This is a genomic window from Actinomadura sp. KC06 (assembly GCF_004348735.1).
GTDB lineage: Bacteria > Actinomycetota > Actinomycetes > Streptosporangiales > Streptosporangiaceae > Spirillospora.
Map to the genome: position 1 here is coordinate 1 of NZ_SMKT01000067.1, position 25,298 is coordinate 25,298.

Below are 25,298 nucleotides of genomic sequence, written 5' to 3' on the forward strand. Positions count from 1 at the left end.
AGGACAAGATCAACGCGGAGCGGCCGCCGTCCGAGCAGGTCATCGACGACCACCGCGACAAATTCGGCGACGAGTACCGCCTGGAGACCGAAGGCCCCCACCCCGCCGAAAGCCTCCGCGACAAGCCGAGGACGTAGTTTCCGGCAATCTCCGGGAGGATATGTCGGACAGCGACGGTGGCCGCATCCGCATCGAGTACTTCGTCGCGAAGGGCAGGGTAGGGGAGAATTCGAGGAAGAGGCGGACACCGTCTGTTTCGATCACCTGATCGGTGGCGGCCGCGGCCTCTCTGCCGGCGCCACGTGAGGAGCGAGGTATCGCCGTCCTGGGGCGTCGTACGCACGCCGCTGCCGTCAGGCAGCTCGCAACGCGAGAGTAAAGACCTGAATGAGTCCCTGGAACAGGTCATGGAGTTCGTTCAGAACTGAGCCGAGTCTCACTTCCAGAGTCGCCAACCAGGACGGCAGGACCGCCGACGGGACACCGCTTGGACAAACCGGACGGCGTTTGGACAGGGGATTCCGATCCCTACAGATCTGTTTGGGGAATAGCGCGTAGGGAGACATGGGGAGCGACTCTTGGCCTTCGCCCCGATTTCGTCAGAGCGCGTTATGCCGATTAATGGCCAAGCTGTCCCAGGTGGATTGTTCCCAGGCTAATAGTAGGGGAGGGGCTGAGCCGGAGCGGCGGGAGGCGGCGGTTCGGTAGCGGATCGAGGAGATCAGGGAGCGTATCGCCGAGCTGAACTCGGTGGCCGTCCGGGATTGGTGGCTGACAGGTAGGCATGCCCGCGGACGGACAGTTCGTAGCCGGTGGGCAGGCTGCGGGTCAGGCCGTGTTCTTTGAGGATTCGGATGCGGCGTTTGTGGGAGTCCTTGTCAGTGGGCAGTGTGGCGGCGAGCTTGGCGGCGGTGATGCCCGGTTGGCGGGCGATCCGGCTCAATGTGGTGCGCGCCCACGGGGTACGGGCGTCGAGCCGGTCCAGCAGGGTGTCGATGTCGGAGATGTCGGACGGTGAGAGCGCGGCGTCCTCGGCGAGCGTCTGCCGTGGGTCGGAGCCGGCCCATGACAGCGTGACGCGCCACAGCGGGTCGGTGTCGTCACCACGGAAGGTCGAGCCGGGTTTCACTCGCGGACGCTTCCAGCGGCGGTAGGCCACGGTGACGTCACCGGCGGCGACGCCGTCCGTGATCCGCTGGGTGAGGATCATCGGGGCTCCGCGACGAACTCGGCCAGGCAACGAGGCGCGCGTCCCAGGAGATCGGCGGCGTCGGGCAGTACGGGTGCGGCGTATCCGGCAGCGATGGTGGCGAACAGGCCGCTGATGGAGTCCACGTAGTCGGGGTGCCACTCCAGGTCGAGCGCGGCGCGGCGGAACTCTGCCTCCGACACCGGCTCGTAGCCGGTCACCGGCACCGGTGAGTTCCGGCAGGCGTCGGCGACCTCGGCGAAGGTCAGGCTTTGCGGCCCGGTCAACGCGTACTTGCGTCCGCCGCGTCCGCCGTGATCGTCGAGGAGGGTGTCGACGGCGACGGCCGCGATGTCGCGGGTGTCGATGAAGCTGACCGCCGCGTCGGCGGTCGGCAGTCGCAGGACGCCGTGGTGCGCCTCAGCGAGCACGCGGAGAGGACCGTCGGTGAGGTTCTGGAAGAACCAGTTCGGCCGCAGGATCGTCCACGCGACGTCGCTGCGCTGGAGGTGCAGTTCCACGGCGCGCTGCTCGACCTCCGCTGGAGCGTGCTCCATGCCGAGTGCCGTCATCAGCACGACGCGCGTCACGTTCCGGCTCTGCGCAAGGTCGATGAACTTGCACACCGCAGTGCCGAGACCGGTGACCGAGCGGTGTTCGTCGTCGCCTCCGGGCACGATCAGAAGTATCCGGTCGACGCCGCCGAGGGCGGCGGACCACGTCGCCGGGTCCGTCCAGTCAAGCGGGATCGCGCTGCGCCTGGACCCGGCCCGCGGTTCCACGCCGCGAGCCCGCATCTGTGCCGTCACTTCGCGGCCGACCTTGCCGGTCGCGGCTGTGACCAGGACCGTCATGCGTCGGTCCCGAGAGCGAAGGCGAGCTGGGCGAGCACCACGTCGCGGTAGTCCAGGTCTGCCGAGGCCCGGTGATCGAGGACGAGCGGGTAGAGCAGGCCGTCCATCGTCGCGACCGCCACGTCCACGATCGCTGATACATCGAACCGGGGCGCGAACGATCCCGAGTCCACTCCGCGTTGCACGGCCTCGGCGAAAGGCCGCCGGTACTGCTCGGCCAGCCTGCCGGCATGCGAGCGCAGTTCGGCGTCGTGGGCGGCGGCGGTCCAGAACTCCATCAGCATCCGCCACGTGCCGGCCGACGTCGACAGCCCGCGATCGACCAGGGCGACCAATTGCTGCCACGGGTCCTCGAACCCCGCGGCCAAGTCGTGCAGAGCCGCGACCTCACCCGACGTCGCGCCCTGGAGCGCCTCGATCAGCATGTCTTCACGCGATCCGAAGTAGCCCTGCAGGGTGGACACCGCGACGCCGGAAGCCTGCGAGACATCGGCGAAGCGGGTGGCGGCGTAACCGCGTTCGGACAGCACCTGCACGACGTGATCGAGAACCCGGGCTCGCCTGGCCCCGCCAGCGCGCCGCGTGCGCGTCGATCGCTCTTCACTCATTCCCGTACCGTATCACGATACGGTACAGGCGTGAGTCATCGCGGGCTGCCTCCGGCGGGCTTCCTCAGGTTCACTCGCCGGTGTAGAAGGTCGCGGGATCGACGGCGGCCAAGGCGATCCAGTCCGGTGATGATTCGTGATCGAGGGCCGGAGGCGGATGGGGCAGGCGCAGGTCGAGGGCCGTTCTGGGGTGTTCGTCGACGCGTTGAGTGAGCGTGTAGAGGGTCGCCAGGACGTGGAGGCAGGGGATCCGGCGGTCTGAGCAGGTGCAGTGCGCCGCTTGTTCGTCCAGCGGGACGGCGAGGCCGACACGGCGGGACAGTGCGGTTGCGAGTTCGTCGGGCAGGTCGCCTGGGGCCAGGCCGGCGGGTGCGTCCGCCATGGCCTTCTCGATGAGGGACGTGGCGTCGGCCAGCGCTTGACCGGCCCAGCACGGCAGTTCGATGCGGACGCGGTGGCAGGTGTCGCCCTCGGTGCTCTCGGCCTCGATCAGTCCCGGCTCGGCCGCCACGATGGTGACGGCGTTGTTGCGGGCGAGACTGCGCGCCTTGGGCAGGCGTCGGTCGGGAGCCGCGGCCGGGGATTCGAGTATGCGCATCCACGTCCTGCCCCATGGACCGGATCCGAACTCCGGGGCCATCAGCCGATCCCTGTCCGGTCGTCGAGGGTGAGGATGGCGTGCAGGTGTTCGTCGGGCAGGTCGGCCAGGGTGGTCTCGGTGTCGCCGGCGACGATGTCGGAGAGTGCGCGCTTGCGTTCTTGCAGGTGCGCGATGTGGTCCTCGACGGTGCCCGCGGTGACGAGGGTGTGGACGTTGAGCGCGCGTCGCTGCCCGATCCGGTGGGCGCGGTCGGTGGCCTGATCCTCCACCGCGGGGTTCCACCAGCGGTCGTAGTGCACGACGTGCCCGGCACGGGTGAGGTTGAGGCCGAACCCTGCGGCTCGCAGGCTCAGCAGCAGGATGGGCGGCGCGTCGTCGTGGTTCTGGAACGTCTCGATGAGCCGGTCGCGCCGCTGTGGGCTCAACCCGCCGTGCAGGAAGGGGATGGGCGCGGTGTCCAGGGTCTGGCCGAGGTGGCGGGAGAGCATCTCTCCCATCGCTCGGTACTGGGTGAAGACCAGGGCGCGGTCCTGGTCTTGGGCGATCTCGGTGAGCATTTCGGTGGCCCGGTCGAACTTGCCCGAACGTCCGGCCAGGTCGCGGCCGTCCTGTCCGAGGAAGTGGGCGGGATGGTTGCAGATCTGCTTGAGGGCGGTCAGCAGGGCCAGCACGCGGCCGCGGCGTCCGATGCCCGTGCCGAGGCCGTCGGCGAAGGCCCGGTCGACGGCGTCGCGGTAGAGGCGTGCCTGTTCACCGGTGAGGGAGCAGGTGATGGTCGCGTGCTGCTTGGGCGGAAGGTCGGTGAGGACCTCGTCTTTGGTCCGGCGCAGCAGCCGGGGTGCGACGAGGGCGTTGAGCCGTGCCGCGGCGGTGGTCGAACGGCGTTGCTGGATGGGCACCGCGAAGCGCTGTTTGAAGCGTTCGCGGGTGCCCAGCAGGCCGGGGTTGGTGACGTGGAGGATCGCCCAGAGGTCTTCCAGGTGGTTCTCCACCGGCGTGCCCGTCATCGCGATCCGGGTCCGCGCGGGCAGCAGTACGGCGGACCGGCCCGCCTTGGAGTCGGGGTTCTTGATCTGCTGGGCCTCGTCGAGCACCAGGACCTCCCAGCCGGTCGCGGCCAGTGCCGCGGCGTCGGTCCGCAGGACGCTGTAGCTGGTGACGACCACGGTCCCCGGCCGCATCGTGGCGGGAAGTTCCCGCCCGGGCCCGTGGTAGGAGACGACGGGCAGGTGCGGGACGAACCGCGCCAGCTCGCGCCGCCAGTTGCCGAGCACCGAGACCGGGCAGACGACCAGGTGCGGCCGCGTGGTCGTCCGGGTGGCCAGCAGGCCGATGGCCTGCAGGGTCTTCCCCAGGCCCATCTGGTCGGCCAGGACGCCGCCGCCGCGCAGCCCTCGCAGCCAGGCCACCCCGTCCACTTGGTAGGGGCGGAGTTCGGCCTGGACGGCCGCCGACTTCAGCTCCGATCGGGTGAGACCGCCTGGCGGAACCGTGCCAGCATCGCCGCGGCCGAGTAGATCGCGGTGCCGTCCTCGTTGAGCACGGCGTGCGCGGCGGCGGGCATCCGTCCGGCCAGCTCGGCGTAGGCGATGTCGTCGGGCGCCTCGGTGCCGGTGTGGCCGGGCGGAAGCATCAGCCGGACGGCCTCGCGCCATGCCCACACCGAGGCGCCGAACACCGTGTCCGGATCAGTCAAGGTGTTGAGCGCGGGTACCGCCGCGTCCAGATCCATCAGCCGCACCGTGACGTCCGCGGCGACGAGTACGCGCCGCCGGTCGGGGACGGCGAGGCGGCAGGTTGCCGGCCGTCCCGCGGGAAGCCCTCGGTTTTTCAGGACGGTGGCGATCTCACCGGCGCCCCACCAGGCCACCGCGTTCTCGGCCGGAACGAACGTGGCCTGGATCAGGCCCGGCAGCTCGACATCGCAGGGCACGCCCGGTCACTCTCCCTGGAGAGCCGGAGCGGACGAGGCGGCGGGCTTGCGCGGGAGCAGGAAGGTGGCGGCGAAGGCGACCGCCAGCAGCGCAAGGCCCAGCCACAGTGAGCCGGCCTGCGCATCGCCGAAGCCCTCGGCCAGCGCCGGCGGGGTCTGCTCGATGCCGCGTACCCGGGTGAAGAAGAACGTGCCGATCACCGCGACGCCGACGGAGGCGGCCAGTTGCGTCACGGTGTTGTAGAGCGCCGAACCCGAGCCCGCGTCGGTCACCGGCACGTCGTTCAGCGTCAGTTGCAACAGCGGGGCCACGACCATCCCCATCCCGGCGCCGCCTACGAGCACGCCCCAGACCAGGTCGGTCCAGCCGGTGCCGGACGTCGCCCCGGCGCTCTGGATCGCCAGAATCGTGAATCCCACGGCCATCACCACCAGCCCGATCTGCACGGTCGCCCGTCCGATCCGCGGCAGCAGCACGGCCGCCGACACCGTGGCCAGCACCGGGACCGCCACCGACCAGGGCAGCATGATCAGGCCGGACCGCATCGGGCTCATGCCCAGGCCCTGCTGCAGGAACAGCATGAAGACCATGAAGAAGCCCATCGTCGGGACGAAGAACAGCAACTGGACCAGCAGACCGCCGTTCACCGACCGGAACCGGAACAGCGACATCTGCACCAGCGGCGCGTCGACCCGCCGTTCCCACGCCACGAATCCGGCCAGCACCGCCAGGCCGGCGCCGAGGCAGAGCCAGGTCCACAGCGGCCAGCCGGACCGGTCCGCCGCGGTGATCAGCGGGTACAGCACCAGCAGCAGCCCGGCCGCCGACAGCGCGACCCCGACCAGGTCGAGCCGGGCGGCCGAGGCGTCCCGGCTGTCGGGGAGCAGCTTCACCGAGGCGACCACGGCCAGCACGGCCAGCGGGACGTTCACCCAGAACACCAGCCGCCAGCCCGTCCCCCACAGGTCCCACTCCAGCAGCGCGGGCCCCGCGATCGGGCCCAGCGTCGCCGCAAGGCCCGCCAGCGCCGCGAACGCCGCCATCGGGCCGCCCCGCTCCCGCGGCGCGTACATCACCTGGATCTGGGACAGCACCTGCGGGATCATCGCGGCCGCGAACAGACCTTGCAGCACCCTGGCCCCGACGAGCATGCCGGGACCGGCGGCCATGCCGCACAGGGCCGAGGCCGTCGCGAAACCGGCGATGCCGGCGATGAACACCCGCTTGTGCCCGAGCAGATCCCCGAGCCGGGCCCCGCTGATCATCCCCAGCGCGAACGCCAGCGTGTAGCCCGCCTGGATCCACTGCAGGTGCGCCGGGGAGGCGTCCAGATCCGCTTGGAGCGGGGGCAGGACGACGTTGACGATCGTCACCCCGATGAGGTCCAGGAACGCCGCCAGCAGGATGGTCAGCAGAGCCAGGCTCCGCGCCCTGCCGGACAGCCGGGCCTGGTGGGCCGCGGTGGTGGACGCCATGCGCACTCCGTTCGCCGGTCGCTACACTCATTTCATGCGCCACACACTAAGTGTGTGACGCAATGATTGCGCGACGCAAGCTAATGCGGGAATCGAGGCGTGTCAACATGGCCAAGCACCGTCCACCGCCCGACCGCAGAGCGGCGACCGATGGCATCATCGACGCGATGCCGGATTGGGTGACCGCATCGGTGCAGCTCAACAGCTTGATCGCGGACCATATGGGGGTCGTCCCGTCCGACTTCGCCTGCCTGCACGCCCTCAACCGCGGCGGCCCCGCCACCGCCGCCGCCCTGGCCGACCGCGTGGGCCTCACCCCCGGATCGCTGTCCCGGATGATCGACCGGCTGGAGTCGGCGGGCCTCGTCCAGCGCCACCCAGACCCGCACGACCGCCGCAAGACCCTCCTCCAGCCGACCGCCGAGGGGATCGTCCGCATCAACGACTACTACGCCGGCCTGAACGTCCGCACCCGCGAGGTCCTGGCCGACTTCACCGACGACCAGCTCGATTCGGTGTTGCGTTTCGTCCTAGCCGTCCAAACCGGCACCCAGGACGAGGTCGACCGCCTGCGCTCCCGCACCCGATCCAGAGCCCAATAGCAAGACCGCAGAAAGCTAGTCGCGATTTCGGCAGTGGCCTCAATGCAGGCCGGGACGGCAGGTGGTGCGTCCGTGGTGAGGGAACGGGTGGGCGTAGCGGGCCACGGTGCTGAGCCGCAGCCGCGGGGGTCCGCCGCGAGAGGTGGTGTGGAGCCATCAGGCCGAAGCAAGGGCCCCTGACCTGTGCAGGAATGTGGTGGGCGATACTGGGATTGAACCAGTGGCCTCTACCGTGTCAAGGTAGTCCGCGATCACCAGTGACCTGCAGCGCTGCGCGAACGCGCAGCTCAGGGGCCTCGATGGGGCGCAGTTCAGCGATGTTCGGCGACGTACGGAGAAGCTGTCGTCGCCCAAATATCGCCCAGCCCTGGTCGGGAGCGTGATCATGGTTTCCGGGGATCTTGTGGCCTTCTCCGGTGGGGCGCACGCCGGTGATCGGCTGATCCGGTGGTGTACGACGATCAGTGTCGTGGTTCTGGCCTGGATCGCGGCCGTGCTGTCCTACAAGCACATGTACGAGTTGGTTCTCCGGTACGGGGAGACATCGTGGAGCGCGGCGCTGTTGCCGGTCTCGGTGGACGGGATGATCGTGGCGTCGTCGCTGACTTTGCTGGCCGACTCGCGAGCCGGTCGACGTGGAGGCCTGCTGCCATGGGCCTTGCTGCTGGCAGGGAGCGCGGCGAGCCTGGCGGCCAACGTGGCGGTGGCCGAGCCATCGATGATCGGCCGCGTGATCGCCGCCTGGCCGAGCTGTGCTTTGATCGGGTCGTATGAGCTACTGATGCGCCAGGTCAGGAAAGCATCGCACCAGAAGCGTCCAGTGGCCTCACACGAAGGCTCCGACCAAGTGCCAGCCGGTTCTGAGATCTCATACGAGGTTCATACGGCTCCTCATATGGGTCTGATCGGCAATGAATTGGCTCCAGACGAAGTTCCGACGACGCAGGACCTGGTGACGGATGCTGAGGCTTCCGATGGCTCCCAGATGTACGGCCTTGAGGACTTGGTAGGAAACGCTGAGGAGTCACCGGCTGCTGGTGCGGGAGAAGCGAACGGCGCTCATCCGGGACGCTGCAGACCGGTGGCCCGGCTCCAACGCCAGGCTTGGCATTGGGCGGTGGCCAATCGCACACTGGCAGGTGAACTGCCCGCAGGCAAAGTGATCGCCGAGCGCTTTGGACGGTGTGAGCGCTGGGGACGACTGGTCAAACGGACCGGCCTCACGGGCGGGTTCGACCGGTAGACCAATGCGCAGGGGAGGGGCCCCGCAGCATCCGGCTCAGCGCCGCCCCGTACGATCCGGTGCACTCCACCCCCCGCCTCACCGGGCCGTGGTCGTGTGCCCAGGCCAGCATGGCGTGGTAGCCGTCAGCGGTGGCGGGGAAGGCGCGGGTGTCCAGGAGCGTGCCGAGGGCGTTGACCAGGGCGGCAGCCCTGGACGGGTAAGGGAGTCCAAGAGGCTGAGGCCGTGTTTTAGCGTTAGCATTATTTACATTCCAGTGGGTAATCACAATATTGGGACGATCGTGCGACGAGGTCAAATTCTTCAGGGGGTCTTCTCGGCTGATATGCAGGTGTTTCGCTTCTTTCCAGAGGGAACTGTTTTGGATGTTCTCGTCAAGCCGGCGCCCGGGCCGGATCACGGGGCGCTGATCGCCTCGTGGTTGCGTCCCGACACTCGGCTCAGGGTGTCCATAAGACGAGGTACGACCGTCTCGGTGACCGGATCTCATTTCTTACCGAGGACCACCTCCACGGTGGTGTGGTCGAGGTGAGCGGTACCTGTTCCCGTGACGAGCTGGTTCTTGATCTTCAGTCTCGTGGTAGGACGCTGCGGCAGGTGCGCTTCCGGCGAATCTGGCCCGGTGACGGCAGAAATGACCGGTCGGCTTAGATCCGGCGTAGGAGATGCGTTGATCTCGGAGTATCAGCAGCAACTGCGCGAACGCTATCTGGCTGCTCCCGTCATGGCGCCCCCAACACCCTGGCGGCGAGTGCTGGACGACCGCACGCCCATCGGCGGCCTGCTGGGCATCGGCTTCGCCGTCCATCCTGGTACCGGGCACGACCTGGTGATGGTCGTCTCCCAGGATGGCCACGGACCTTTCGACGCCGTCACCGGGCGAGAAGATCGCCCGCGATCGTGAGCCGGACCCCGACACCAGTACACCCGACGCCTCACCCGACCTCACCTGCCCCGGCCCCCTTGCCGGAACACCGGTACGCATCGCCGGCCTGTTCGGCGGCGGTACCCACTCCACCACCTCCGACGGCTGGACCCTCGACGTCGTCAGCCCCCGGTGGCCACACCACCGCGTCCTGCTGTCCGCAGACGGCGGCCCGCCCCACGAAGGACCACCTGGGGATCACTGGTGGCACATCTTCCACTCCGACTACTCCGAACTCCGTACCGCCGGATTCTCTCCCTCAGGCCGTACCCTCGCCGTCGCCACAAGCAGCGACCTCACCCTCTGGACCCGGCCACCTACACATCGGTCGTCGTCATCACACTGAGTTGGAAGGTGCAGTTCCGGTGACGGATCGGGGGCTTATCCTTCTCGGCTCGCGCTCCTGGTATTCGCGTGCTGAGATGCCGTGGAAGCGGGTGAAGGCGGCGCTGAACGTGGGCAGGTGGGCATAGCCGACGCGGCGGGCCACGGCGCTGGGTTTGGCTCCGCCTGCGAGCAGATTGCGGGCGATGCGCATGCGAGCCGTGTAGCGCCAGCGGGAGAAGGGCATGCCGGTCTGCTCGCGGAACGCCCGGTGGACCTCGGCGGGGACGTCCACCTCAGCCAGTTCGCCGGGCGCGCCGATGTGACGCAGGTAGTCCATCGCCGCCGCCCGAGCACGCGGATCGGTGGGCATCGGCACCGACAGCGCTCGTTGCGCGGCGACCTGTTCGGCGAACAGGTCGAGGATGTGGCCGGGGTCGTAGTCGTCGGGCTGGAGGATGGAGCGGGCGCTGATGGAGCAGAACATCAGGTAGTCGTCCCAGGCCGGCGAGAATTGGACTTGCAGCGGCTCGGTCAGGTGCAGGTCGCCGGTGTCGGCATTTCCGAGAGGTAGTGAGATGGAGTTCTCGCGGAGACCGGTGATGTGCTCCAGGCTCGCGGGGATCCAGGTCGCGACGCCGCGCTGTCGTTCGTAACGGCTTTCGCCGATATCGAGGTAGCCGCTGCCGCGGTACATCCAGCTCAGCACGTGCATGTCGTTGGCGTGCAGGGGCGTGCGGGCGGCAGGCAGCAGATCGGGCGCGGTGCCGAAGGCGCCGTCTCCCTGGACCATGCGCACGAGGTCATCGGTCTGACGCGCCAGGGTGGCGCGCTGCGTGAGGTCGATGCTGGCGGAACTGGCGGAGAGCCTCCTTCTGAAGTCATACGGCGTCAGTCCGTACTGCTGTTTGAAGGCGCGAGTGAAGCCGTTGCGGCTGGCGAAGCCCACTCGCGCGGCCACCTGGTCGACGTCGTATCCCGCGGCCAGGAACTCGACGGCGGCGATCAGTCGGCTGCGCAGTCGCCACTGCTCGAAGGTGAGCCCGGTCTCCGCGAGGAAGTCGCGGCGCAGGGTCCGCGGGCTGGAGAGCGCCCTGGTCGCCCACTGCTCGACGGTGAGGTCCGCCGCTGGGTCGCGGATCAGCTCCTCGGCGACGGCTCTGGCGCCGGTGGCTCTCGGCATCTCCGGCAGAGTGAGCGGCGCCGAAGGCTCGGTGTCGCCGTTTTGCGCGGGTGTGGACGAGGGGCGGGGACGGCGAAGGAGGTCGGTGATCGCGTCCTGGAAGTATCCGCGACCGCTCAACGGGGTGACTTGCAGGTTGTAGTGCTGGATCAACCAGTCCTGCCAACCGTCGGGGACCTCGAAGCGCGTCGGTTCCGAGATCGGCCCGGTGCCGGGATGGAGCCACAGGGGGAAGGCGACGGTGCCCGGCTCGGTGAGGATCGCGCGGTGGTTCCACCCGTCCGCGGGAATCCAGACGCCCTGTCCGGCGGTGAGGTGGAACGCCGCGTCGCCGTCTATGTGCATGTGCGCCGTGCCGGTGCGGACCCAGATCAGCAGGGGGCGAACGGGCGCTCCCGTCGAATCCGATCTCGCCGCCGGAATCGCCGGGGGGTCGCTCGCGTCGGCGGGGAACAGGGATGACGACGCCACAGCCCTAAACAATACGGCAGTCTGCGCACACGAACGAAGGTGAGGTTTGCCTAACCTTATATGAGGCCGTTTCGTCGATCCCTGCTCGCGGCCTCGTCACCCTCGAGCGATCGGAAAGGGCCGTCCTCAGCATGCCGAAGACCTCCCGCCAGCTCACAGTGCGCCCGCTGACCCTGCGAGAGGTCGAGGTCGTCCGAGTGACGGACCTGACGCCGGGGATGCGGCGGATCACACTGGCCGGCGCGCAGCTGCGCGAGTTCACCACCCGTCGATACTGACAGGTCTGTAAAGCCAACGCAAGACGCTCACCTGCCCGGACACGTCCGGCCGCCGGGAGAGGGCAGCCCGCCGCTGAGCTTGAGGGAGCGCCTTCGGACACTGTCTGGTTGATGCCTGGTCGCTTGAACGCCAAGCCTGGCTTGGTTTCTGCTCTGGGGCGGGATGCGGTGGCTGGGTTCAGCGGAGAAGGCTTCCGCCGAGGGAGAGGCAGGCCGTGTGGGGCAGGCCGAGTTGTCCGCCGGTGATCATTGCGCTGGCTTGGAGGCTCGGGCCGGTGGCGCTGCCCGGGAAGATGAACAGGCGGCCACGGTCGCCGGTGTTCGGGTGCGCCATGATGGCGATGTCGGCCATGCCGTCGGCGTTGAGGTCGCCGATCGTCACCGTGTGTCCGAACCAGTCCGGGCCGCCGGCGTGGCGGCCGGGCATGCCGGGGGTGTTCTGCTCGAAGACGACGGCCCGCGCGTGGTCGATGCCTTGTGGGCTGCCCGGCATGACTGCGAGCTTGCCGGGCTCGAAATCGCATCCGACGGCGATCTCCCGAATTTCCTGGGTGCAGGGGGAGAGAAAACTGTGCCGGGGGCCGAGCCCGTGGTCGGTCCCGAGCACGACGGAGATGGCGATGGGCGTCCGCGGCGGCGTTGCGGAATCCCATGACTCCGGTGTGATCAGGTCGTCTTTGCCGTCGCCGTTGACGTCGGCCGCCACGGCCGAGTCCACCTCGATCCACCCGTCGGCGAGGACGGTCTTGGTGGTGCTCAGGCCCTGCGCGGTCCCCAGTTGCAGCTCGGCTCGGGAGCCGCCGGTGGGGCCTGGGCTCCACGTCACGACCAGGTCGGAGTAGCCGTCACCGGTGAAGTCCCCGATGACGGGGTAGCCGCTGACGGACGGGGTGTTCGGGCGGAAGAGATTGATTTCGGGGTGGACGGGCCGGTCGACCACGTTGCGGAAGGAGACGACCGCCGTGGACTCGATTTCGACGGCGATGTCCAGCTTGCCGTTGTCGCCGAAGTCGCCGATCACCAGATTGAAGACCCGGGCGTTCTTGGGGGCCGTGCTGCCGACCTTCAGCGAGACGGTGCGGTCGGTGAGCCCGTGTTCGCCGCCGTAGAAGATCACCAGGGTGATCGGGCTGTCGCCGGAGTCAGAGTGGGAGGTGACGACCAGGTCGTCGTAGTCGTCGTGGTCGAAGTCGGCCGAGGCGGTCTCGGTCCCGAAATCGACGGGCTTCTTAGGCGGCCCCGGGAGGGTGTTCGGGGTGAGGAACTGCCGCCGCTCGGGGTCGGGCCCGTGTGGTCCGCTGTAGATGACGAAGACGCCGTCGCCTTCGATTTTTCCAGCGATATCGCGGTAGCCGTCGCCGTTGAAGTCGCCGCCCCGCGTCTTGCGCTGGGCGACGGTGGTGAAGCCGCTGGGAGCGGGCCAGGCCGTCACGGCGAGCTCGGCGGGTTTGCTTTCGCTGAGGACGGCGGAGCCGGCGGCGACCGTGCAGAGCGCGAGCGCGGCGGCGCTGGTCGCGATCTGAGCGGGTGTCCCCATGTCTCTCCCAGGCGGGGTGAACGGGCGCGGTGCATGAAGATCAAGGCAACGATACGCCGAGGGCGATCGTGCCAAGATCTGCTTGTGGCTGAAGAACGGCTCGATGGCGGAAACATCGGCGGTGCTGTCCGGCTAGGCGATACCGTCCGCCGTGCCACTGGCCCTTGGACGCCCGCAGTGCACGCGCTGCTCACCCACCTGGCGACCACGGGACAGTTCACCGCGGCTCCGCGTCCGCTCGGGTTCGACGAGCAGGGCCGGGAGGTTCTCACATTTCTCCAAGGCCGAACCGTCGGAAGCAGCAAACCTTGGCCTTCCTGGGTACACGCCGACGAGACTCTCGTCCAAGTGGCGCGCTGGGTGCACGCCTACCACCAAGCGGTCGCCGACTTCGTCCCGCCATCGGACGCCGTCTGGCGCAGCGGCGGCCGCTGGTCGCCGGGCCTGATCATCGGCCACAATGACGCAGCCCCCTACAACGCCGCCTGGCACCACGGCCGGCTGGCCGGATTCTTCGATTGGGACCTCGCTGGCCCGGTCACGCCCGAATGGGACCTGGCATTCGTCGCCTTCAGGTGGGTACCGCTCCACGCCCGCCATGTCGTCGCCGCAGAAGGGTTCACCGACTTCACTGCCCGGCCATATCGGCTCCACCGGTTCCTCGATACCTACGGCTGGTCGGGCGGAATTGCAGACTTCCTTGGGGTTGTGCGGGAACGCATCAAGGCCCACTCCGACGGCATCCGCGAACTCGCCGCGACCGGAGATCCGGTGTTCACTCGACTATTTCATCAAGGCGTCTGCGACGATCTGGACCAAGCACTCGTCGAACTGGCCGCATTCCCGGAATAGCATCAGTCTTCCGTCGACCCGAACGCGTCGCCGCCCTGCTGACTGAAACCCGCCCCGTGCGCCTCTGCACGTCCCGTACTCGACCCTCACACCGAGGATCGCGTTGGCAACCACATTCACGACCGCTGCACGCCGTCCCCACTAGGCACAATCTGGCAAGGGGACGAGCGGGCGGCGAAAAGTCGACGACCCACGCGGCCCATGGGCGGCGATGTGGCGCGGGTGGCCGCCACCCGTGAGGAGCTGGCGCGGATGGCGGTGACCGCCGAACGCCTGCGGACCTCGCGCGAACTGGACCGGTCGATCGGCCGCGGGCTGTCGGCCATCGCCGCGCACAGCGCGAGCGCCGCGGCGGCGCGTTCCGCAACCGGGACCGCGGCGGTGACGGCCCGGGCCCTGCGCGCCGCCCGGGCCGCGCTGGACGACGCGCGCGCGGTGGCCGCCGCCTATCGGACGACGCCCCAGGCCGTGGCCGCGTCCTGCGATGGTAGCGCGGGACGCCTGGCCCTGCGCATCCTGCTCGTCGTCTACGCCATGTACCTCAACGTCGGGGCGCAGTTCCTGGTCGCGACGCGGGCCGGCCCCGTCGAATGGGTGGTCTCCGCCGGAAGCGTCGCCGGCATCCTGCTGCTGCAACTCCGGCACGTGGTGCTGCGGCTGCGCGGCAGGCCCGTCCGCGGCCGGTACCGGACCCTCGCCGCGCTCGCCTACGTCCCGCTGGTGGTGTCCGGGCTCTACTGGTTCATGCCCATTGGGCTGGTGGCCGCGTCGGCGCTGCTCCTGCTGCCCCGCCGCGTGGCGTGGACGCTCGGGCGGCACGGGCGGAGCTGACCCGGACGGCGGTGCCGGCCGAGCGGCTGCGCGTCGCGGGCGACGTGCACGACCTGTACGGAACGGCCCTTGACGGTCCCGTGACGAAATAGTCAGGGACAGACAATCCGCTCCTGCGGGTTTGGTCGAAGCGGGCGGGTTCGTGCTGACGGACACCTGCCCGGATCGTGCGCTCGTGTGGAGCCCGACGACCGCGGTCGACCCGGCGCGGTCGTCGAAGTCGTCTTCGGCCGAGGCGCTGCACTCCGTCTGGCGTCAGCTAACGAGCAGGTAGATGGCGATGCCGACCAAGACCGTGACGGCCACGCAGGCGACGACGATGTTCTGACGCCTGCTGCGTTGCGGACGGCCACCTCGGGCCTGCAGCTCTTGGACGACGGCACGGGCACCCGCTTCGGTTCGGGTCCGGCCCCACTGGCCGTTGCCGCCACCGGACATAGCTGCCATATCCATCACCCCTCCGAGCACACTGTAGAGGATCAAGCTCCATATCGGGCCCGGGGCGAGGCCCCGGGTCGAGGGGCCTTTGGCCGTGACGCCCGCCCGACGCGACAGGCGGGCCACCGCCAACCGCCAACCGCCAGGACAACGGTCAGGCATGGCCGAGGTATGGTGGCGGGTTATCCGAAAGTCATCATCCTCGGCAGCGGACCCAACCGCATCTCGCCGGGGGCCGCGAGATTTTGGAAGCTGCACGGCTGGACGGGTTGGAACTGCTACAGGCGCGCTATGTGCAGCACGAATTTGCTCGGCATGCGCATGAGACCTTCGCTATCGGTGTGATTCAGGCCGGTTCGGAGGAGATCTGGTTCCAGGACGGGGATGAGCGCGTCGGCGTCGGCGGCCTGGTATTCATCAACCCGGAGGTCGTGCACACAGGTAGGTCGCTGAGCGAAGGCGGGTGGCTGTACCGGGTGTTGTATCCGGCCGCCGGGACGCTGGCCAAGGTGGGCGGAATGCGCGGCACCCCGCACTTTCCGGATCGGCTGGTCGATGACGCCAGGGCCGCTGGCCTGCTGCTGCGCGCACACGCCGCCACCGAGTCCGCGGATGCGCTGACCGCCGAGACGCTGATGCGGATGACTCTGTCGCGCCTTTTGCTCGCCCACGCCCGAGTGCCAGGACTGCGTCCCGGACGGCCGCAGAACGATGGTTTTGTCGCGCGGGCACGAGACGTCCTGCATGAGCGCATGGAAGATCCGCCAGGTCTCGATGAGCTGGCGGCGGGGGTAGGGGTCGATCCCTTCACCCTGTTGCGGGCGTTCCGGAGAGCACATCTGTCTCGCCATTTCCGGAGACTGGTGGGAGTTCCGCCGGGGGTTTATCAGCGGGCTGCAAGAACGTACAAGCGCTCTGGGCCGCAGCCCGCTTAGCGTGCGGGTCAGCCCGGCGGACGGCCGCCGGGATCCCACGTCAGGGGGGCCTGGTGCGCGACAGGCGGCAGAGCGGTTCGCTGGAACCCGATTCCCGCACAGCCGCTGTGATGGGGCAGGCGGTCATGATGAAGGTCACCGAATTCGCCAACGGCGTCTCCCGGGCTCCTTCAGGCCGCTTCGGGCAGGCCGATCAGATCGTGAAAGGGATGCTGCGGCCACCTTCGGAGGAGCCGACTGTCCGATCTGCTCGACGCCTTCCAGACCGCCGCGGACCACGGTGTGAACACCACGGCGCCCGGATACCTGGCCTACTTTTCTGCCGGTGGCCTGTTCAGCTCCGCGCTGGCCGAGTTGCTCGCCCAGACCTATAACCGCTTCACCTGCGTGGCCGACCTGGCGCCGGCGCTGGTGGCGATGGAACACGGCGTCCTGCACTGGTTCTGCGAGCGGTTCGGGCTCCCGCCGGGCTCGATCGGCCTGACCACCACCGGTGGATCGATGGCCACCCTCACCGCGCTGATCAGCGCACGGCATGACCGGCTCGGCGATCAGATCGCGGCAGGCACCCTTTATGTCACCGAGCACACACACTTCTGCGTGGACAAAGCGGCGCGCATCGTCGGACTGCCCGTCCAGCAGGTACGTGTCGTGCCGACCGAAGGTCTGCTCATGGACCCCGACGCAGCGCGCGCGATGATCCGGGCCGACCGTGCCCGGGGCCTGCGTCCCTTCCTGCTGGTCGGCACGGCCGGCGCGACCAGCACCGGAACGATCGACCCGCTGGCCGACCTGGCTGAACTAGCCCGCGAGGAAGGGCTCTGGTTCCACGTCGATGCCGCCTACGGTGGCGGATTCCAGCTCACCGCACGTGGCCGAGCCCGGCTCTCCGGCATCGAGAACGCCGACTCCATCGTCGTCGACCCGCACAAGAGCCTGTTCCTGCAGTACGGCACCGGCATTCTCCTGGTGCGCGACGCCGCGGCGCTCGGCGCCGCCCATCGTGGCGGCGGCCACTACACCCAGGATGGGGCCGTGGTGCACGGCCTGCACGACTACGGCTACCTCGGGCCCGAGCTCACCCGCGAATTCCGCGGCCTGCGACTGTGGCTCCCGCTGCACCTGCACGGCGTCGGCGCCTTCCGCGACGCCCTGGACGAAAAGCTGAACCTGGCAGAGGCCGCCTACCAGCGCCTGACCGCCGACCAGCTTTTCGAAGTGCCGTGGAAGCCCGATCTGACCGTCGTCGCTGTCCGGCTGCGGGGTGACGACCAGCTCAACCACCATCTGCTCGAACGGATCAACGCGTCCGGACGCATCTTCTTGCCAGCACCCGCGTCCAAGACCGCTTCTTCATGCGGCTCAACCCGATGAATCACCGCACCCACGCCGCCACCCTCGACGTCGCGCTCACCCTCATTCATGACTACGCGACCCGGGAGCTCAAGGACCACCTTCTACCATCGGCCCAGCAAACCCGTCTCGGCGAGTGAGAAAGCCCTGGTGCGCATAAACGCCACCGAGCCCGAAAGCTGTAAGATACGTCTCCACCGTTCGCCGCCAATGTGGAGGTTGGAGCTCGGTCTGAACCCGCCGACAGTGTCTGGGTTGGGACGGTGACGTCGGAAATCCGCCAGTTCTCTCGCCAGCGTTCGTCTAGGGTCCCGGGCATGCCACAGCAGAGCCGCGACGTCGTTCAGAACGCCTGGAAGGCGTTCGCCAGCCACGACGCGGACCAGATCTCCGCAGTCTTCACCGAGGACGCCGAGTGGCTGGCGCCCCTGGGGAATGCCACCGCAGTTGCGCTGGAGGGTTCCGGTCACCTGATCGGCAGGAAGGCGATCGTGCGGTTCCTCGCTGAGGACTTCCCCCGCTTCTTCGTGAGTGACGTCACTGTCACCTTCCACGGGCTCTACGCCGACGGCGATCGCGTGATCGTGGAGGAGACCATGACGGCGACGCTCGCCAACGGCAATCACTACGCCAACGACTACTGCTTCGTCTTCGAACTCCAGAACGGGCTTGTCCACCGGGTTCGCGAGTACTTGGACACAGCTCGCGGGCACCGCATGGTCTTTGGCGAGGGATCGTAGCAGTCAGGCTCAGCCGAGCCATGACTGCAGAAACACATCAATACAATCGGCTAGCATGCTACGTACGCATTGCTGCTGCCTTCGAGATCTTTAGTCGACGTAAAGGAAATGGAGGCGGAGCGGATCGAAGGACACGCGCCCATAGCTCCGCTTGATTCGATTCACGTTGCCTTCCACCCTCACCGCGGTATGGACGTTCTCGGACGTGGTGAACGGCCTGATGGCGCTGCCCAACCTCATCGGCCTGCTGATCATCAGCCCGCTGGTCTGGCGGGAGACCCGCGCCTACTTCCAGCAACATCCCACCGAAGAACAGCCCGCCGAAGTCACCAAAAACTGACCCTGGGCCCAGGCGCGTCCCGCCGCGCCATCGAACGCGGCGGGACGGGGCCAGGCGGTCAGGCATCGCGGGAGGGGGCATGGGTCACCCGCTTCGGTGCCGGAGCAGGAGCATGGCGGCGTCGTCGGTGAGCGGCGCTCCGACGGCGGAGCGGTGTACAAGGCGTTGGTGCACAAGGCCATCGCCGATGACGATGACCTCAAGTTGTTCTACACCACCCCGTCGCACCGGAACGCATCGACGACCGTGTCAGAGTGACGATGCACCCGTTCCGAGCCGGCCTCGCCGACCTCATACTGTTCGACGCCCGGCTCCTGGCCACCGGGCACGGGCAGATCGGCGTGGCGCTCGGTACCGACGACCACAGGCCCGCCAGGACTTCCGGGCAAGCTATGACGCCTTGACCTACCGGATCATCGACGTGCCCGCCCCCATCGCCGCGGGCTGCGGCGGCTACCTGGACGCGCTCGGCTTGGAGCAGGGTGTGTTCGACTTCTGCGTCACCAGCCAGGACTGGTATTTCCTGGAGTGCGCCCAGTGGGCGTGGACCAAGAGCGGAACCAACCGAGCGGGAATTCGGGAATCCTCCCAAGGACGCCACCGTGCAGAGGTCGCGGGCCAATGCCGCGCAGTTTTGCCCAACCGCGTCTGGGGCCGCGGGCGGACGCGGATCTGCGTCCACCGGGCCGCACCGTGTCGCGCTGAGCCTCCCGACCTCCCCGGCTTACCCCCACAGTCAGGGTCTGGATTTTGGCAGGTCAGGGCGGGTACGCCGCCGAACATGTCGAAGAACAAGGATCTCTTCGAGTGCGCTGCTGGGGAGGGGAGCGGGCCGGCGAGCCGACACAGACGCGCAGTCCCGAAACTCGGCCTGCTGTCGATGACCGAGGACGAGATCGACGCCGTCACCCCACCTGGCCGCAGAAGGGCGTCGGCGAGACGGTCCGGTGCCGTTCGTAGGACGGATGTAAGCCTGACGCGGAGTGTCAGGTTTCGGAGCAATCATGGGTTGACCGGTCGGCGCCGATGGTGGGCGTGGACCGGGCCCTACGGATGACAAGGAACTCCATGCGCGAAACGCGAGAAGATCTTAAGGAGCTGCAGGCCCTGCTGGACGCCTCTCTGTCCCGCTCCTCATCGCACCTCCGCTCGATCATCAGCACCGGAGCACGCTGACCGCGGAGCAGCTCACGGGGGTTCTCAGCGGCATGTGCGCCCTGGCCCTGTCCACCGTGACGGCGAAGGGCGAACCGCGGATCAGCGGCGTGGACGGGCACTTCCTGCACGGCAAGTGGCACTTCGGCACGGCGCGCGGCGCCGTCAAGGCCCGCCACCTGGCGGCCCGCCCGGCCGTCAGCGCCGCGCACATGCGCGGTGAGGACCTGGGTGTGTTCACGCACGGCACGGTGGAGATCCTCAACCCCCAGCACGGCGAGCCGGCCGCGGACTGGCCGGATCTGCTCGCCTACTTCAAGGACTTCTATGGCGCCGACTCCTTCGACTGGGACAACGACGTGGTCTACTACCGGCTGCATCCGCACTGGATGAGCGTCTACGCGTCCGATGTCTCCAAGCTCACTGCGGTGTCCCGGTCCTGACCCGCAGCGCGGGCCGTGTCGGGACGGCCTCCTCCTGGCTGACAGATCCGGTCAAGCGGCCGCTCGGGGCCGTTGGTGACGAACGACCGTCGCATGGTGGCGTGATCGGTTCGTTCGGCATGGGCGGGGGCCTAGCCCGCCCATGTCCTGCTGCGTTGCGAAAGGGTGGACGAAGGTTGACTGCATTCGTGCGGGACGTCGCGAGTATGGAGCGCGAGACGATCGACGTGGTGGGGGCTCGTACCAACAATCTGCGGGACGTGTCGTTGAGCATCCCCAAGGGGCGGCTCGTCGCTTTCACCGGAGTGAGCGGCAGCGGCAAGACCTCGCTGGCCATCGACACTCTGCACAACGAGGCCCAGCTGCGGTACCTGGAAGGACTTTCGCCGTTCGTGCGGCAGTACATCACGCAGCGCAATCGGCCGAAGGTCGACCGCATCCTGGGACTCGGCGCGACGCTCGCGGTCGACCAGCGCCGTCTGAACCGCAACCCCCGCTCCACAGTCGCGACGATCACCGGCATTGACGGGCACCTGGGGCTGCTGTACTCGCGCCTTCCGGGGATCGGCGCGGCCCCGGCGGCGGAGAGTGCGGACGGGCACCTGACGACCGCCCACTTCGACCGGAACACACCAGAAGGGAGCTGCGCGGACTGCCACGGGGTGGGCGGGCGCTGGCAGGCGCAGGAGGACCTGATCATCACCTGCCCGGAGCTTCCGCTCTTCGAGGGCGCCTCGCCCTGGTTCGCGAAGTGGCGGTCGGGGGAGCACGCGTTCGTGCCGGCGCTCGCCGAGAAGCGGGGCGTGGACCTCGGCCGTGGCGGTCGCTGCCTGAGGAGTTCCGTCACTGCGTGCTGTACGGCACGGGTGAGGAGAAGGTCGAGGCGACCGTCGACATGCCGAACAAGAATGAGACGGCCCTGATGACCTACACCTGGAGCCAGCCGCTGCGGGGCGCGCTCGCCGAGGTGGAGCGGGTGTTCGTGAACGCCCAGACCTCCAGCGCCAAGCAGCGCTACCTGCCGTACATGCGCAAGCAGCCCTGCGGCACCTGCGGCGGCAGCGGGTACGACCAGGTGGCCCGGTCCGTGCGGCTCGGCGGGCTGACCTACCCCGACCTGCTCGCGGTGGAAGTACGAGAGGTACGCGACTGGGCCAAGCGCGTGGCCGACGGCCTGGACGCCCGGCAGCGCGAGGTGGGTGAGCCGCTGCTGCAGGACCTGGACCGCAGGCTCGGGATCCTCGACCGGCTCGGACTGGCCCATCTCCAACTGTCCCGGAGCGCGGCGACCCTGTCCGCGGGCGAGTTGCAGCGGACCCGGCTCGCCGCGCAGCTCAGCACCGAGCTGAGCGGCATCGTCTTCGTCCTGGACGAGCCCGGGACCGGGCTGCATCCGGCCGACAAGGCGCACCTGCTCGACATCGCCCTGGAGCTACGCCAGGCCGGCAACACGGTGCTCCTGGTCGAGCACGATCCTGAGCTGATCGCCCGAGCCGACTGGGTGATCGATATGGGGCCCGGCGCGGGCCGCCTCGGTGGCGAGGTCATGGTGTCGGGGCCTCCCGCCGACGCGGCCGCCCACCCGCAGTCGCTGACCGGGCGCTATCTGGCCGGTGAGGGGCCGCGGCTGCGCCGGACCCGTCGCCCGGCCGGGGACGACAGCGGCTGGGTGGAACTGCACGGCCTGCGTGCGCACAACGTGACCGCGGACTTGATGCGTTTCCCCGCCGGCCGGCTCACCTGCCTGACCGGGGTGAGCGGCAGCGGCAAGAGCAGCCTGCTCGGCGCGCTCGCGGCGGGCGTGGAGGCCGCCCTGAACGGGGCCGTGACCGACACGGTGCGGGAGGTGACCGGCCTCGGGGGGTTCGGCTGGGTCGCCGTCGCCGATCAGGAACCGCTCGGGCGAACGCCGCGATCCAACCCGGCTACCTACAGCAAGGCGTTCGACATAATCCGCAGGCTGTTCGCCGAGACCGACGCGGCGCGCGGGCGCGGAGTCAACGCCTCCTGGTTCAGCTTCAACACCGCGGATGGCGGCCGCTGCGAGACCTGCACCGGCTACGGCCGCCAACTGGTCGACATGCACTTTCTGCCGGACGTGTGGGTGGTCTGCGACGCGTGCGAGGGCCGGCGCTACAAGCCGGAGGCATTGCAGATCAGGTATCAGGGCTTGGCCATCGATCAGGTGCTGGAACTGACCGTCGCCGAGGCCGTAGAGCGGTTCTCCGAGCCCCGGCAGCTCGCGGAGATCCTGGGAGCCCTGAACCAGGTCGGACTCGGTTATCTCCAACTCGGCCAGAGCGCCACACAGTTGTCCGGCGGCGAGGCGCAGCGGCTGAAGCTGGCGTCCGCGATCCAGCGCGGTGCCGCGAGCCGCAAGGCGGGCCTCGTCGTTCTCGACGAGCCCGTCTCGGGCCTGCACCCGTCCGACGTCCAGTGTGTGGTGAACGCGCTCGACGTGTTGCTCGACTCGGGCAGCACCGTCGTCGTGGCCGAGCATGACATCGCCGTCGCCGCGTCCGCCGATTGGGTGATCGACCTGGGGCCGGGAGCCGGTCCGGACGGGGGCACGGTGGTCGCGGAGGGCACCCCGGACACCGTCGCGACGGCGAACACCCCGACCGCCGGCTTCTTCCGCCGTTACGCAGCGGGCCTGCCGCTCCTGGAAGTGCGGGAGAACGCGCGTTGCTGAACGGCCGGAGCGCGCCCTGTGGAGCGCCCGCACCGCCGCCGTCCGCGCCCTGGCAGCCCGGCAGTCTGGCACGACCCCTACCTGCCACCCGAGGAAACCTGACCGCTCCAGGCCGAACGAAGCCGAAGCCTCGCGTCTCGTCACTCCAACACCGACATCAACCCCGCCGAGCTAGCGGTGGCCCTCACCGCGCACGACCGCCCAGGACGGCGTCGTACGGCTTCAAGTGTCCAACGACGGCATCCGGGAGCGTCCACCGGAACGTCCGGCCGGTATTACCAACTCCCGAACGGTGGGCTTTCGTTACCAGGGCCCGTGACGACATGCGTGTCGTAGCGGTCCTGTTCGGTGAGCCGGCTGCGCTATCGGGTTGCCGGGCCGTCCCGAAGATTGCATTCTGGTTGCATGCAATCTCTGGATGTTCTGACCCGGGAGTGGCGGATCGCCGTGGTGGCCGGTGACGGCATCGGTCCGGAGCTGGTGGACAGCGCCACGGCGGTGCTGCGGGCGGCGGTCGAGGCCGATGGCGACACGGTCGCCTTCTCCTGGATCGACGGGGGCGCCGGCGAGTACCTGCGGTCCGGCCGAAGCCTGGGTCCGGGCATGGTCGAGCGGCTTCGCGACGACTATGACGCAGTGTTGAAGGGACCTGTGGGCCTGCCGGACGTACGTCATAGTGATGGGACGGAGGCCGGGTTGCTCGGGGGCGTGCTGCGGCTCGGGCTCGACACCTACGCCAACGTGCGCCCGATCTGGCTGTTGCCGGGGGTGCGCACGCCCACGACGCATCGTCCCGGCGACATCGATTATGTGATCGTGCGAGAGAACACCGAGGGCCTGTACCTCTCGCGCGGTTCGGGCGTCGTGACGTCCTCGGCCGCCTGCGACCAGCTCATGGTGACCCGGGCGGGATGCGAGCGGGCGGCGCGGTTCGCCTTCGAGACCGCGCGCGGGCGGCAGGGCGCGCCGGCCGATGGGGTACGCCGGGTGACCTGCGTGGACAAGAGCAACGTCCTGCGCAGTTTCGCCTTCATGCGGGCGGTGACGGTGGAGGTCGGCCAGGAGTACCCGGACATCGAGCTCGACTTCCGTTACGCCGATGCGGCCGCGCATGACCTGATCTCCGATCCGGGGCACTTCGACGTCGTTCTCACCGAGAACTTCCTGGGTGACGTGCTCAGCGATCTCGGGGCGGCGACGGTCGGCGGGCTGGGCATGTGCCCGTCCGGCAACATCGGCGACCGCGCCGCGTACTTCGAGCCGATCCACGGCAGCGCGCCGCCGCTCGCGGGCACCGACCGCGCCAATCCGATCTCGCAGATACTGTCGGCCGCTCTGCTGCTGGAGCACATCGGCCTGACCGGCGCCGCGGCCCGGATCCACGCGGCCGTGCGGTCCGCGCTCGCCGACGGCGCGATCAAGCTGACCGCGCAGGGGCAGCCGGAGCGCGGCACTCGGGCATGCACCGAGGCCGTCCTGGAACGGCTGTGACGGGTTCGCCGCGGCCGAGCGGCCCCGAGCCCGCGTCGGACGAGGACGGACGGAGGCCCGGGGCGGCCGACCTTGGTGGGCCCAAACGCGAGTTGGCGCGGCTCCGTCGCTACATGCGCGATGGGCCGCGGCGGGGACGCACTACAGACCTGGCGGCGAACGCGCTTCGCGAAGCGATACTCGACGGCGCCGTCGCGCCGTCCACCTGGTTGCGCGAGGCGGAGCTGGCGACCGTCCTGGACGTGAGCCGTACGCCCGTCCGCGAGGCCCTCCGGCTGCTCGCGGACGAGGGGCTGGTGGTCAAGACGCCGAACCAGGGGACCATGGTCGCGCCGGTTTCCCTGGAGGACGTCCTCGCGCTCTATCTCGTCCGCGAGCACCTTGAGGGGCTCGCCGCCCGGCTCGCCGCGGGGCTCGCCGCGGGGCGCGGGACGGGCGTGGCCCGGCGGCTCAACGCTCTCAACGACGAGCTGGCCGAGGCCGCGAACGGGTCCGACCTCCCCGCGATGGTGCGCCTCAACCTCGACTTCCACCGCGAGATCCGGCTCGCCGTGGGCAACGTCTACCTGGATCGGTTCCTCGGCCAGGTCGAGCACGCCGTCCGCCGCCTTCCGGCCAGCACGTTCGCGCGCCCCGATCGTCGATCGGCGGCGCTGGAGGAGCACCGCGCCATCGCCCGCGCCATCGCCGCCGGTGACCGCGACGCCGCGCAGGAGGTCGCCCAGCACCACATGCGGCAGGCCCGGGCGGCCAGGATCGGCGAACTGGCCGGCGACTGACGGACGACGCCCGCCGGCGCACGGA

General features: G+C 68.9%; 26 protein-coding genes and 1 pseudogene. 17 read left to right on the forward strand and 10 right to left on the reverse strand.

What is annotated here, in order from left to right; genetic code table 11:
- Positions 1-721: 721 nt before the first annotated feature.
- From E1287_RS21640 to E1287_RS21665, 7 genes are all read right to left on the reverse strand, one after another.
- Positions 722-1,210, reverse strand: a complete 489-nt coding sequence (locus E1287_RS21640) for a hypothetical protein (RefSeq protein ID WP_131966870.1) — start codon at positions 1,208-1,210, stop codon at positions 722-724.
- Entirely contained in the window at positions 1,207-2,043 is an 837-nt protein-coding gene (locus E1287_RS21645) for an NAD(P)H-binding protein (protein ID WP_131966871.1), read from the reverse strand. Before E1287_RS21645 ends, E1287_RS21640 begins: the two co-directional genes overlap by 4 nt.
- A complete protein-coding gene (locus E1287_RS21650) occupies positions 2,040-2,579 on the reverse strand; it encodes a TetR/AcrR family transcriptional regulator (protein ID WP_207934364.1) in 540 nt (179 codons plus the stop codon). Before E1287_RS21650 ends, E1287_RS21645 begins: the two co-directional genes overlap by 4 nt.
- Positions 2,580-2,721: 142 nt before the next feature.
- On the reverse strand, positions 2,722-3,249 hold the full coding sequence (locus E1287_RS21655; RefSeq protein WP_165969125.1) for an SWIM zinc finger family protein: 528 nt from the start codon (positions 3,247-3,249) through the stop codon (positions 2,722-2,724).
- A 41-nt stretch (positions 3,250-3,290) separates the two neighbouring features.
- Positions 3,291-4,670 (reverse strand): DEAD/DEAH box helicase, encoded by a 1,380-nt coding sequence (locus E1287_RS21660; protein WP_347813981.1) that lies wholly within the window; start codon positions 4,668-4,670, stop codon positions 3,291-3,293.
- Between the two features lie 38 nt (positions 4,671-4,708).
- Positions 4,709-5,185: a hypothetical protein gene (locus E1287_RS44815; protein WP_207934366.1), complete on the reverse strand. Its 477-nt coding sequence runs from the start codon at positions 5,183-5,185 to the stop codon at positions 4,709-4,711.
- 6 nt (positions 5,186-5,191) lie between these two features.
- On the reverse strand, positions 5,192-6,661 hold the full coding sequence (locus E1287_RS21665; RefSeq protein WP_131966874.1) for an MFS transporter: 1,470 nt from the start codon (positions 6,659-6,661) through the stop codon (positions 5,192-5,194).
- 167 nt (positions 6,662-6,828) lie between these two features.
- Here E1287_RS21665 and E1287_RS21670 point away from each other — a divergent pair, with 167 nt between their 5' ends.
- The 3 genes from E1287_RS21670 (at position 6,829) to E1287_RS44820 (ending at position 9,410) form a co-directional block, all read left to right on the forward strand.
- Positions 6,829-7,263 carry a MarR family transcriptional regulator gene (locus E1287_RS21670; protein ID WP_243719304.1) on the forward strand — a complete coding sequence of 145 codons (435 nt, stop codon included), beginning with the start codon at positions 6,829-6,831 and terminating at the stop codon, positions 7,261-7,263.
- A gap of 385 nt (positions 7,264-7,648) precedes the next feature.
- Positions 7,649-8,506 (forward strand): DUF2637 domain-containing protein, encoded by an 858-nt coding sequence (locus E1287_RS21675; RefSeq protein WP_131966876.1) that lies wholly within the window; start codon positions 7,649-7,651, stop codon positions 8,504-8,506.
- Between the two features lie 670 nt (positions 8,507-9,176).
- Complete coding sequence (locus E1287_RS44820; RefSeq protein WP_207934367.1) at positions 9,177-9,410, forward strand: hypothetical protein; 234 nt, start codon at positions 9,177-9,179, stop codon at positions 9,408-9,410.
- 358 nt (positions 9,411-9,768) lie between these two features.
- Here E1287_RS44820 and E1287_RS21685 read toward each other — a convergent pair whose 3' ends face one another.
- The gene (locus E1287_RS21685; protein ID WP_207934368.1) at positions 9,769-11,091 is read right to left on the reverse strand and encodes a helix-turn-helix domain-containing protein; all 1,323 of its coding nucleotides are present in this window, start codon (positions 11,089-11,091) and stop codon (positions 9,769-9,771) included.
- Positions 11,092-11,540: 449 nt separating this feature from the next.
- On the opposite strand from E1287_RS21685, the gene E1287_RS21690 reads away from it, so the two are divergent.
- On the forward strand, positions 11,541-11,687 hold the full coding sequence (locus E1287_RS21690; RefSeq protein WP_207934369.1) for a siderophore-interacting protein: 147 nt from the start codon (positions 11,541-11,543) through the stop codon (positions 11,685-11,687).
- 178 nt (positions 11,688-11,865) lie between these two features.
- On the opposite strand, the gene E1287_RS21695 is transcribed toward E1287_RS21690, so the two are convergent.
- Positions 11,866-13,224 (reverse strand): FG-GAP and VCBS repeat-containing protein, encoded by a 1,359-nt coding sequence (locus E1287_RS21695; RefSeq protein WP_131966877.1) that lies wholly within the window; start codon positions 13,222-13,224, stop codon positions 11,866-11,868.
- Between the two features lie 84 nt (positions 13,225-13,308).
- Between E1287_RS21695 and E1287_RS21700 the strand changes: the two genes are divergently transcribed.
- A complete protein-coding gene (locus E1287_RS21700) occupies positions 13,309-14,076 on the forward strand; it encodes a phosphotransferase (protein WP_131966878.1) in 768 nt (255 codons plus the stop codon).
- A gap of 201 nt (positions 14,077-14,277) precedes the next feature.
- Complete coding sequence (locus E1287_RS21705; protein ID WP_131966879.1) at positions 14,278-14,907, forward strand: hypothetical protein; 630 nt, start codon at positions 14,278-14,280, stop codon at positions 14,905-14,907.
- Positions 14,908-15,162: 255 nt separating this feature from the next.
- Here the strand turns inward: E1287_RS21705 and E1287_RS21710 are convergent, their stop codons facing one another.
- Positions 15,163-15,390 carry a hypothetical protein gene (locus E1287_RS21710; protein WP_131966880.1) on the reverse strand — a complete coding sequence of 76 codons (228 nt, stop codon included), beginning with the start codon at positions 15,388-15,390 and terminating at the stop codon, positions 15,163-15,165.
- Positions 15,391-15,614: 224 nt separating this feature from the next.
- Between E1287_RS21710 and E1287_RS21715 the strand changes: the two genes are divergently transcribed.
- From E1287_RS21715 to E1287_RS21750, 11 genes and pseudogenes are all read left to right on the forward strand, one after another.
- A complete protein-coding gene (locus E1287_RS21715; protein ID WP_131966881.1) occupies positions 15,615-16,280 on the forward strand; it encodes an AraC family ligand binding domain-containing protein in 666 nt (221 codons plus the stop codon).
- 246 nt (positions 16,281-16,526) lie between these two features.
- Positions 16,527-17,654: an aminotransferase class V-fold PLP-dependent enzyme gene (locus E1287_RS21720; protein ID WP_279506115.1), complete on the forward strand. Its 1,128-nt coding sequence runs from the start codon at positions 16,527-16,529 to the stop codon at positions 17,652-17,654.
- Positions 17,651-17,773, forward strand: coding sequence for a hypothetical protein (locus E1287_RS46390; protein WP_279506089.1), 123 nt, complete (start codon positions 17,651-17,653; stop codon positions 17,771-17,773). Before E1287_RS21720 ends, E1287_RS46390 begins: the two co-directional genes overlap by 4 nt.
- Before the next feature lie 177 nt (positions 17,774-17,950).
- Positions 17,951-18,373, forward strand: a complete 423-nt coding sequence (locus E1287_RS21725; RefSeq protein ID WP_131966882.1) for a nuclear transport factor 2 family protein — start codon at positions 17,951-17,953, stop codon at positions 18,371-18,373.
- 172 nt (positions 18,374-18,545) lie between these two features.
- Positions 18,546-18,713, forward strand: a pseudogene (locus E1287_RS21730) (alanine:cation symporter family protein); the annotation flags it as partial.
- Between the two features lie 96 nt (positions 18,714-18,809).
- On the forward strand, positions 18,810-18,971 hold the full coding sequence (locus tag E1287_RS43875) for a hypothetical protein (RefSeq protein ID WP_165969126.1): 162 nt from the start codon (positions 18,810-18,812) through the stop codon (positions 18,969-18,971).
- Between the two features lie 950 nt (positions 18,972-19,921).
- Positions 19,922-20,311: a pyridoxamine 5'-phosphate oxidase family protein gene (locus E1287_RS21735; RefSeq protein ID WP_207934371.1), complete on the forward strand. Its 390-nt coding sequence runs from the start codon at positions 19,922-19,924 to the stop codon at positions 20,309-20,311.
- A gap of 188 nt (positions 20,312-20,499) precedes the next feature.
- Positions 20,500-21,234: a hypothetical protein gene (locus E1287_RS44825; RefSeq protein WP_207934372.1), complete on the forward strand. Its 735-nt coding sequence runs from the start codon at positions 20,500-20,502 to the stop codon at positions 21,232-21,234.
- Positions 21,162-23,003, forward strand: coding sequence for an ATP-binding cassette domain-containing protein (locus E1287_RS21740; RefSeq protein WP_207934373.1), 1,842 nt, complete (start codon positions 21,162-21,164; stop codon positions 23,001-23,003). The genes E1287_RS44825 and E1287_RS21740 overlap by 73 nt, the downstream gene beginning before the upstream one ends.
- Positions 23,004-23,351: 348 nt before the next feature.
- The gene (locus E1287_RS21745) at positions 23,352-24,494 is read left to right on the forward strand and encodes an isocitrate/isopropylmalate family dehydrogenase (RefSeq protein WP_207934374.1); all 1,143 of its coding nucleotides are present in this window, start codon (positions 23,352-23,354) and stop codon (positions 24,492-24,494) included.
- A gap of 113 nt (positions 24,495-24,607) precedes the next feature.
- A complete protein-coding gene (locus E1287_RS21750) occupies positions 24,608-25,273 on the forward strand; it encodes a GntR family transcriptional regulator (protein ID WP_207934375.1) in 666 nt (221 codons plus the stop codon).
- Positions 25,274-25,298 lie beyond the last annotated feature (25 nt).

What these genes read in the sequence shown, in the direction of transcription:
- E1287_RS21640 (WP_131966870.1), bottom strand. Translation starts at nt 1,210, where the DNA reads ATGATCCTCACCCAGCGGATCACGGACGGCGTCGCCGCCGGTGACGTC.
- E1287_RS21645 (WP_131966871.1), bottom strand. Translation starts at nt 2,043, where the DNA reads ATGACGGTCCTGGTCACAGCCGCGACCGGCAAGGTCGGCCGCGAAGTG.
- E1287_RS21655 (WP_165969125.1), bottom strand. Translation starts at nt 3,249, where the DNA reads ATGCGCATACTCGAATCCCCGGCCGCGGCTCCCGACCGACGCCTGCCC.
- E1287_RS21665 (WP_131966874.1), bottom strand. Translation starts at nt 6,661, where the DNA reads ATGGCGTCCACCACCGCGGCCCACCAGGCCCGGCTGTCCGGCAGGGCG.
- E1287_RS21670 (WP_243719304.1), top strand. Translation starts at nt 6,829, where the DNA reads ATGCCGGATTGGGTGACCGCATCGGTGCAGCTCAACAGCTTGATCGCG.
- E1287_RS21675 (WP_131966876.1), top strand. Translation starts at nt 7,649, where the DNA reads ATGGTTTCCGGGGATCTTGTGGCCTTCTCCGGTGGGGCGCACGCCGGT.
- E1287_RS21690 (WP_207934369.1), top strand. Translation starts at nt 11,541, where the DNA reads ATGCCGAAGACCTCCCGCCAGCTCACAGTGCGCCCGCTGACCCTGCGA.
- E1287_RS21695 (WP_131966877.1), bottom strand. Translation starts at nt 13,224, where the DNA reads ATGGGGACACCCGCTCAGATCGCGACCAGCGCCGCCGCGCTCGCGCTC.
- E1287_RS21705 (WP_131966879.1), top strand. Translation starts at nt 14,278, where the DNA reads ATGGGCGGCGATGTGGCGCGGGTGGCCGCCACCCGTGAGGAGCTGGCG.
- E1287_RS46390 (WP_279506089.1), top strand. Translation starts at nt 17,651, where the DNA reads ATGAATCACCGCACCCACGCCGCCACCCTCGACGTCGCGCTCACCCTC.
- E1287_RS21725 (WP_131966882.1), top strand. Translation starts at nt 17,951, where the DNA reads ATGCCACAGCAGAGCCGCGACGTCGTTCAGAACGCCTGGAAGGCGTTC.
- E1287_RS21735 (WP_207934371.1), top strand. Translation starts at nt 19,922, where the DNA reads ATGTGCGCCCTGGCCCTGTCCACCGTGACGGCGAAGGGCGAACCGCGG.
- E1287_RS21750 (WP_207934375.1), top strand. Translation starts at nt 24,608, where the DNA reads ATGCGCGATGGGCCGCGGCGGGGACGCACTACAGACCTGGCGGCGAAC.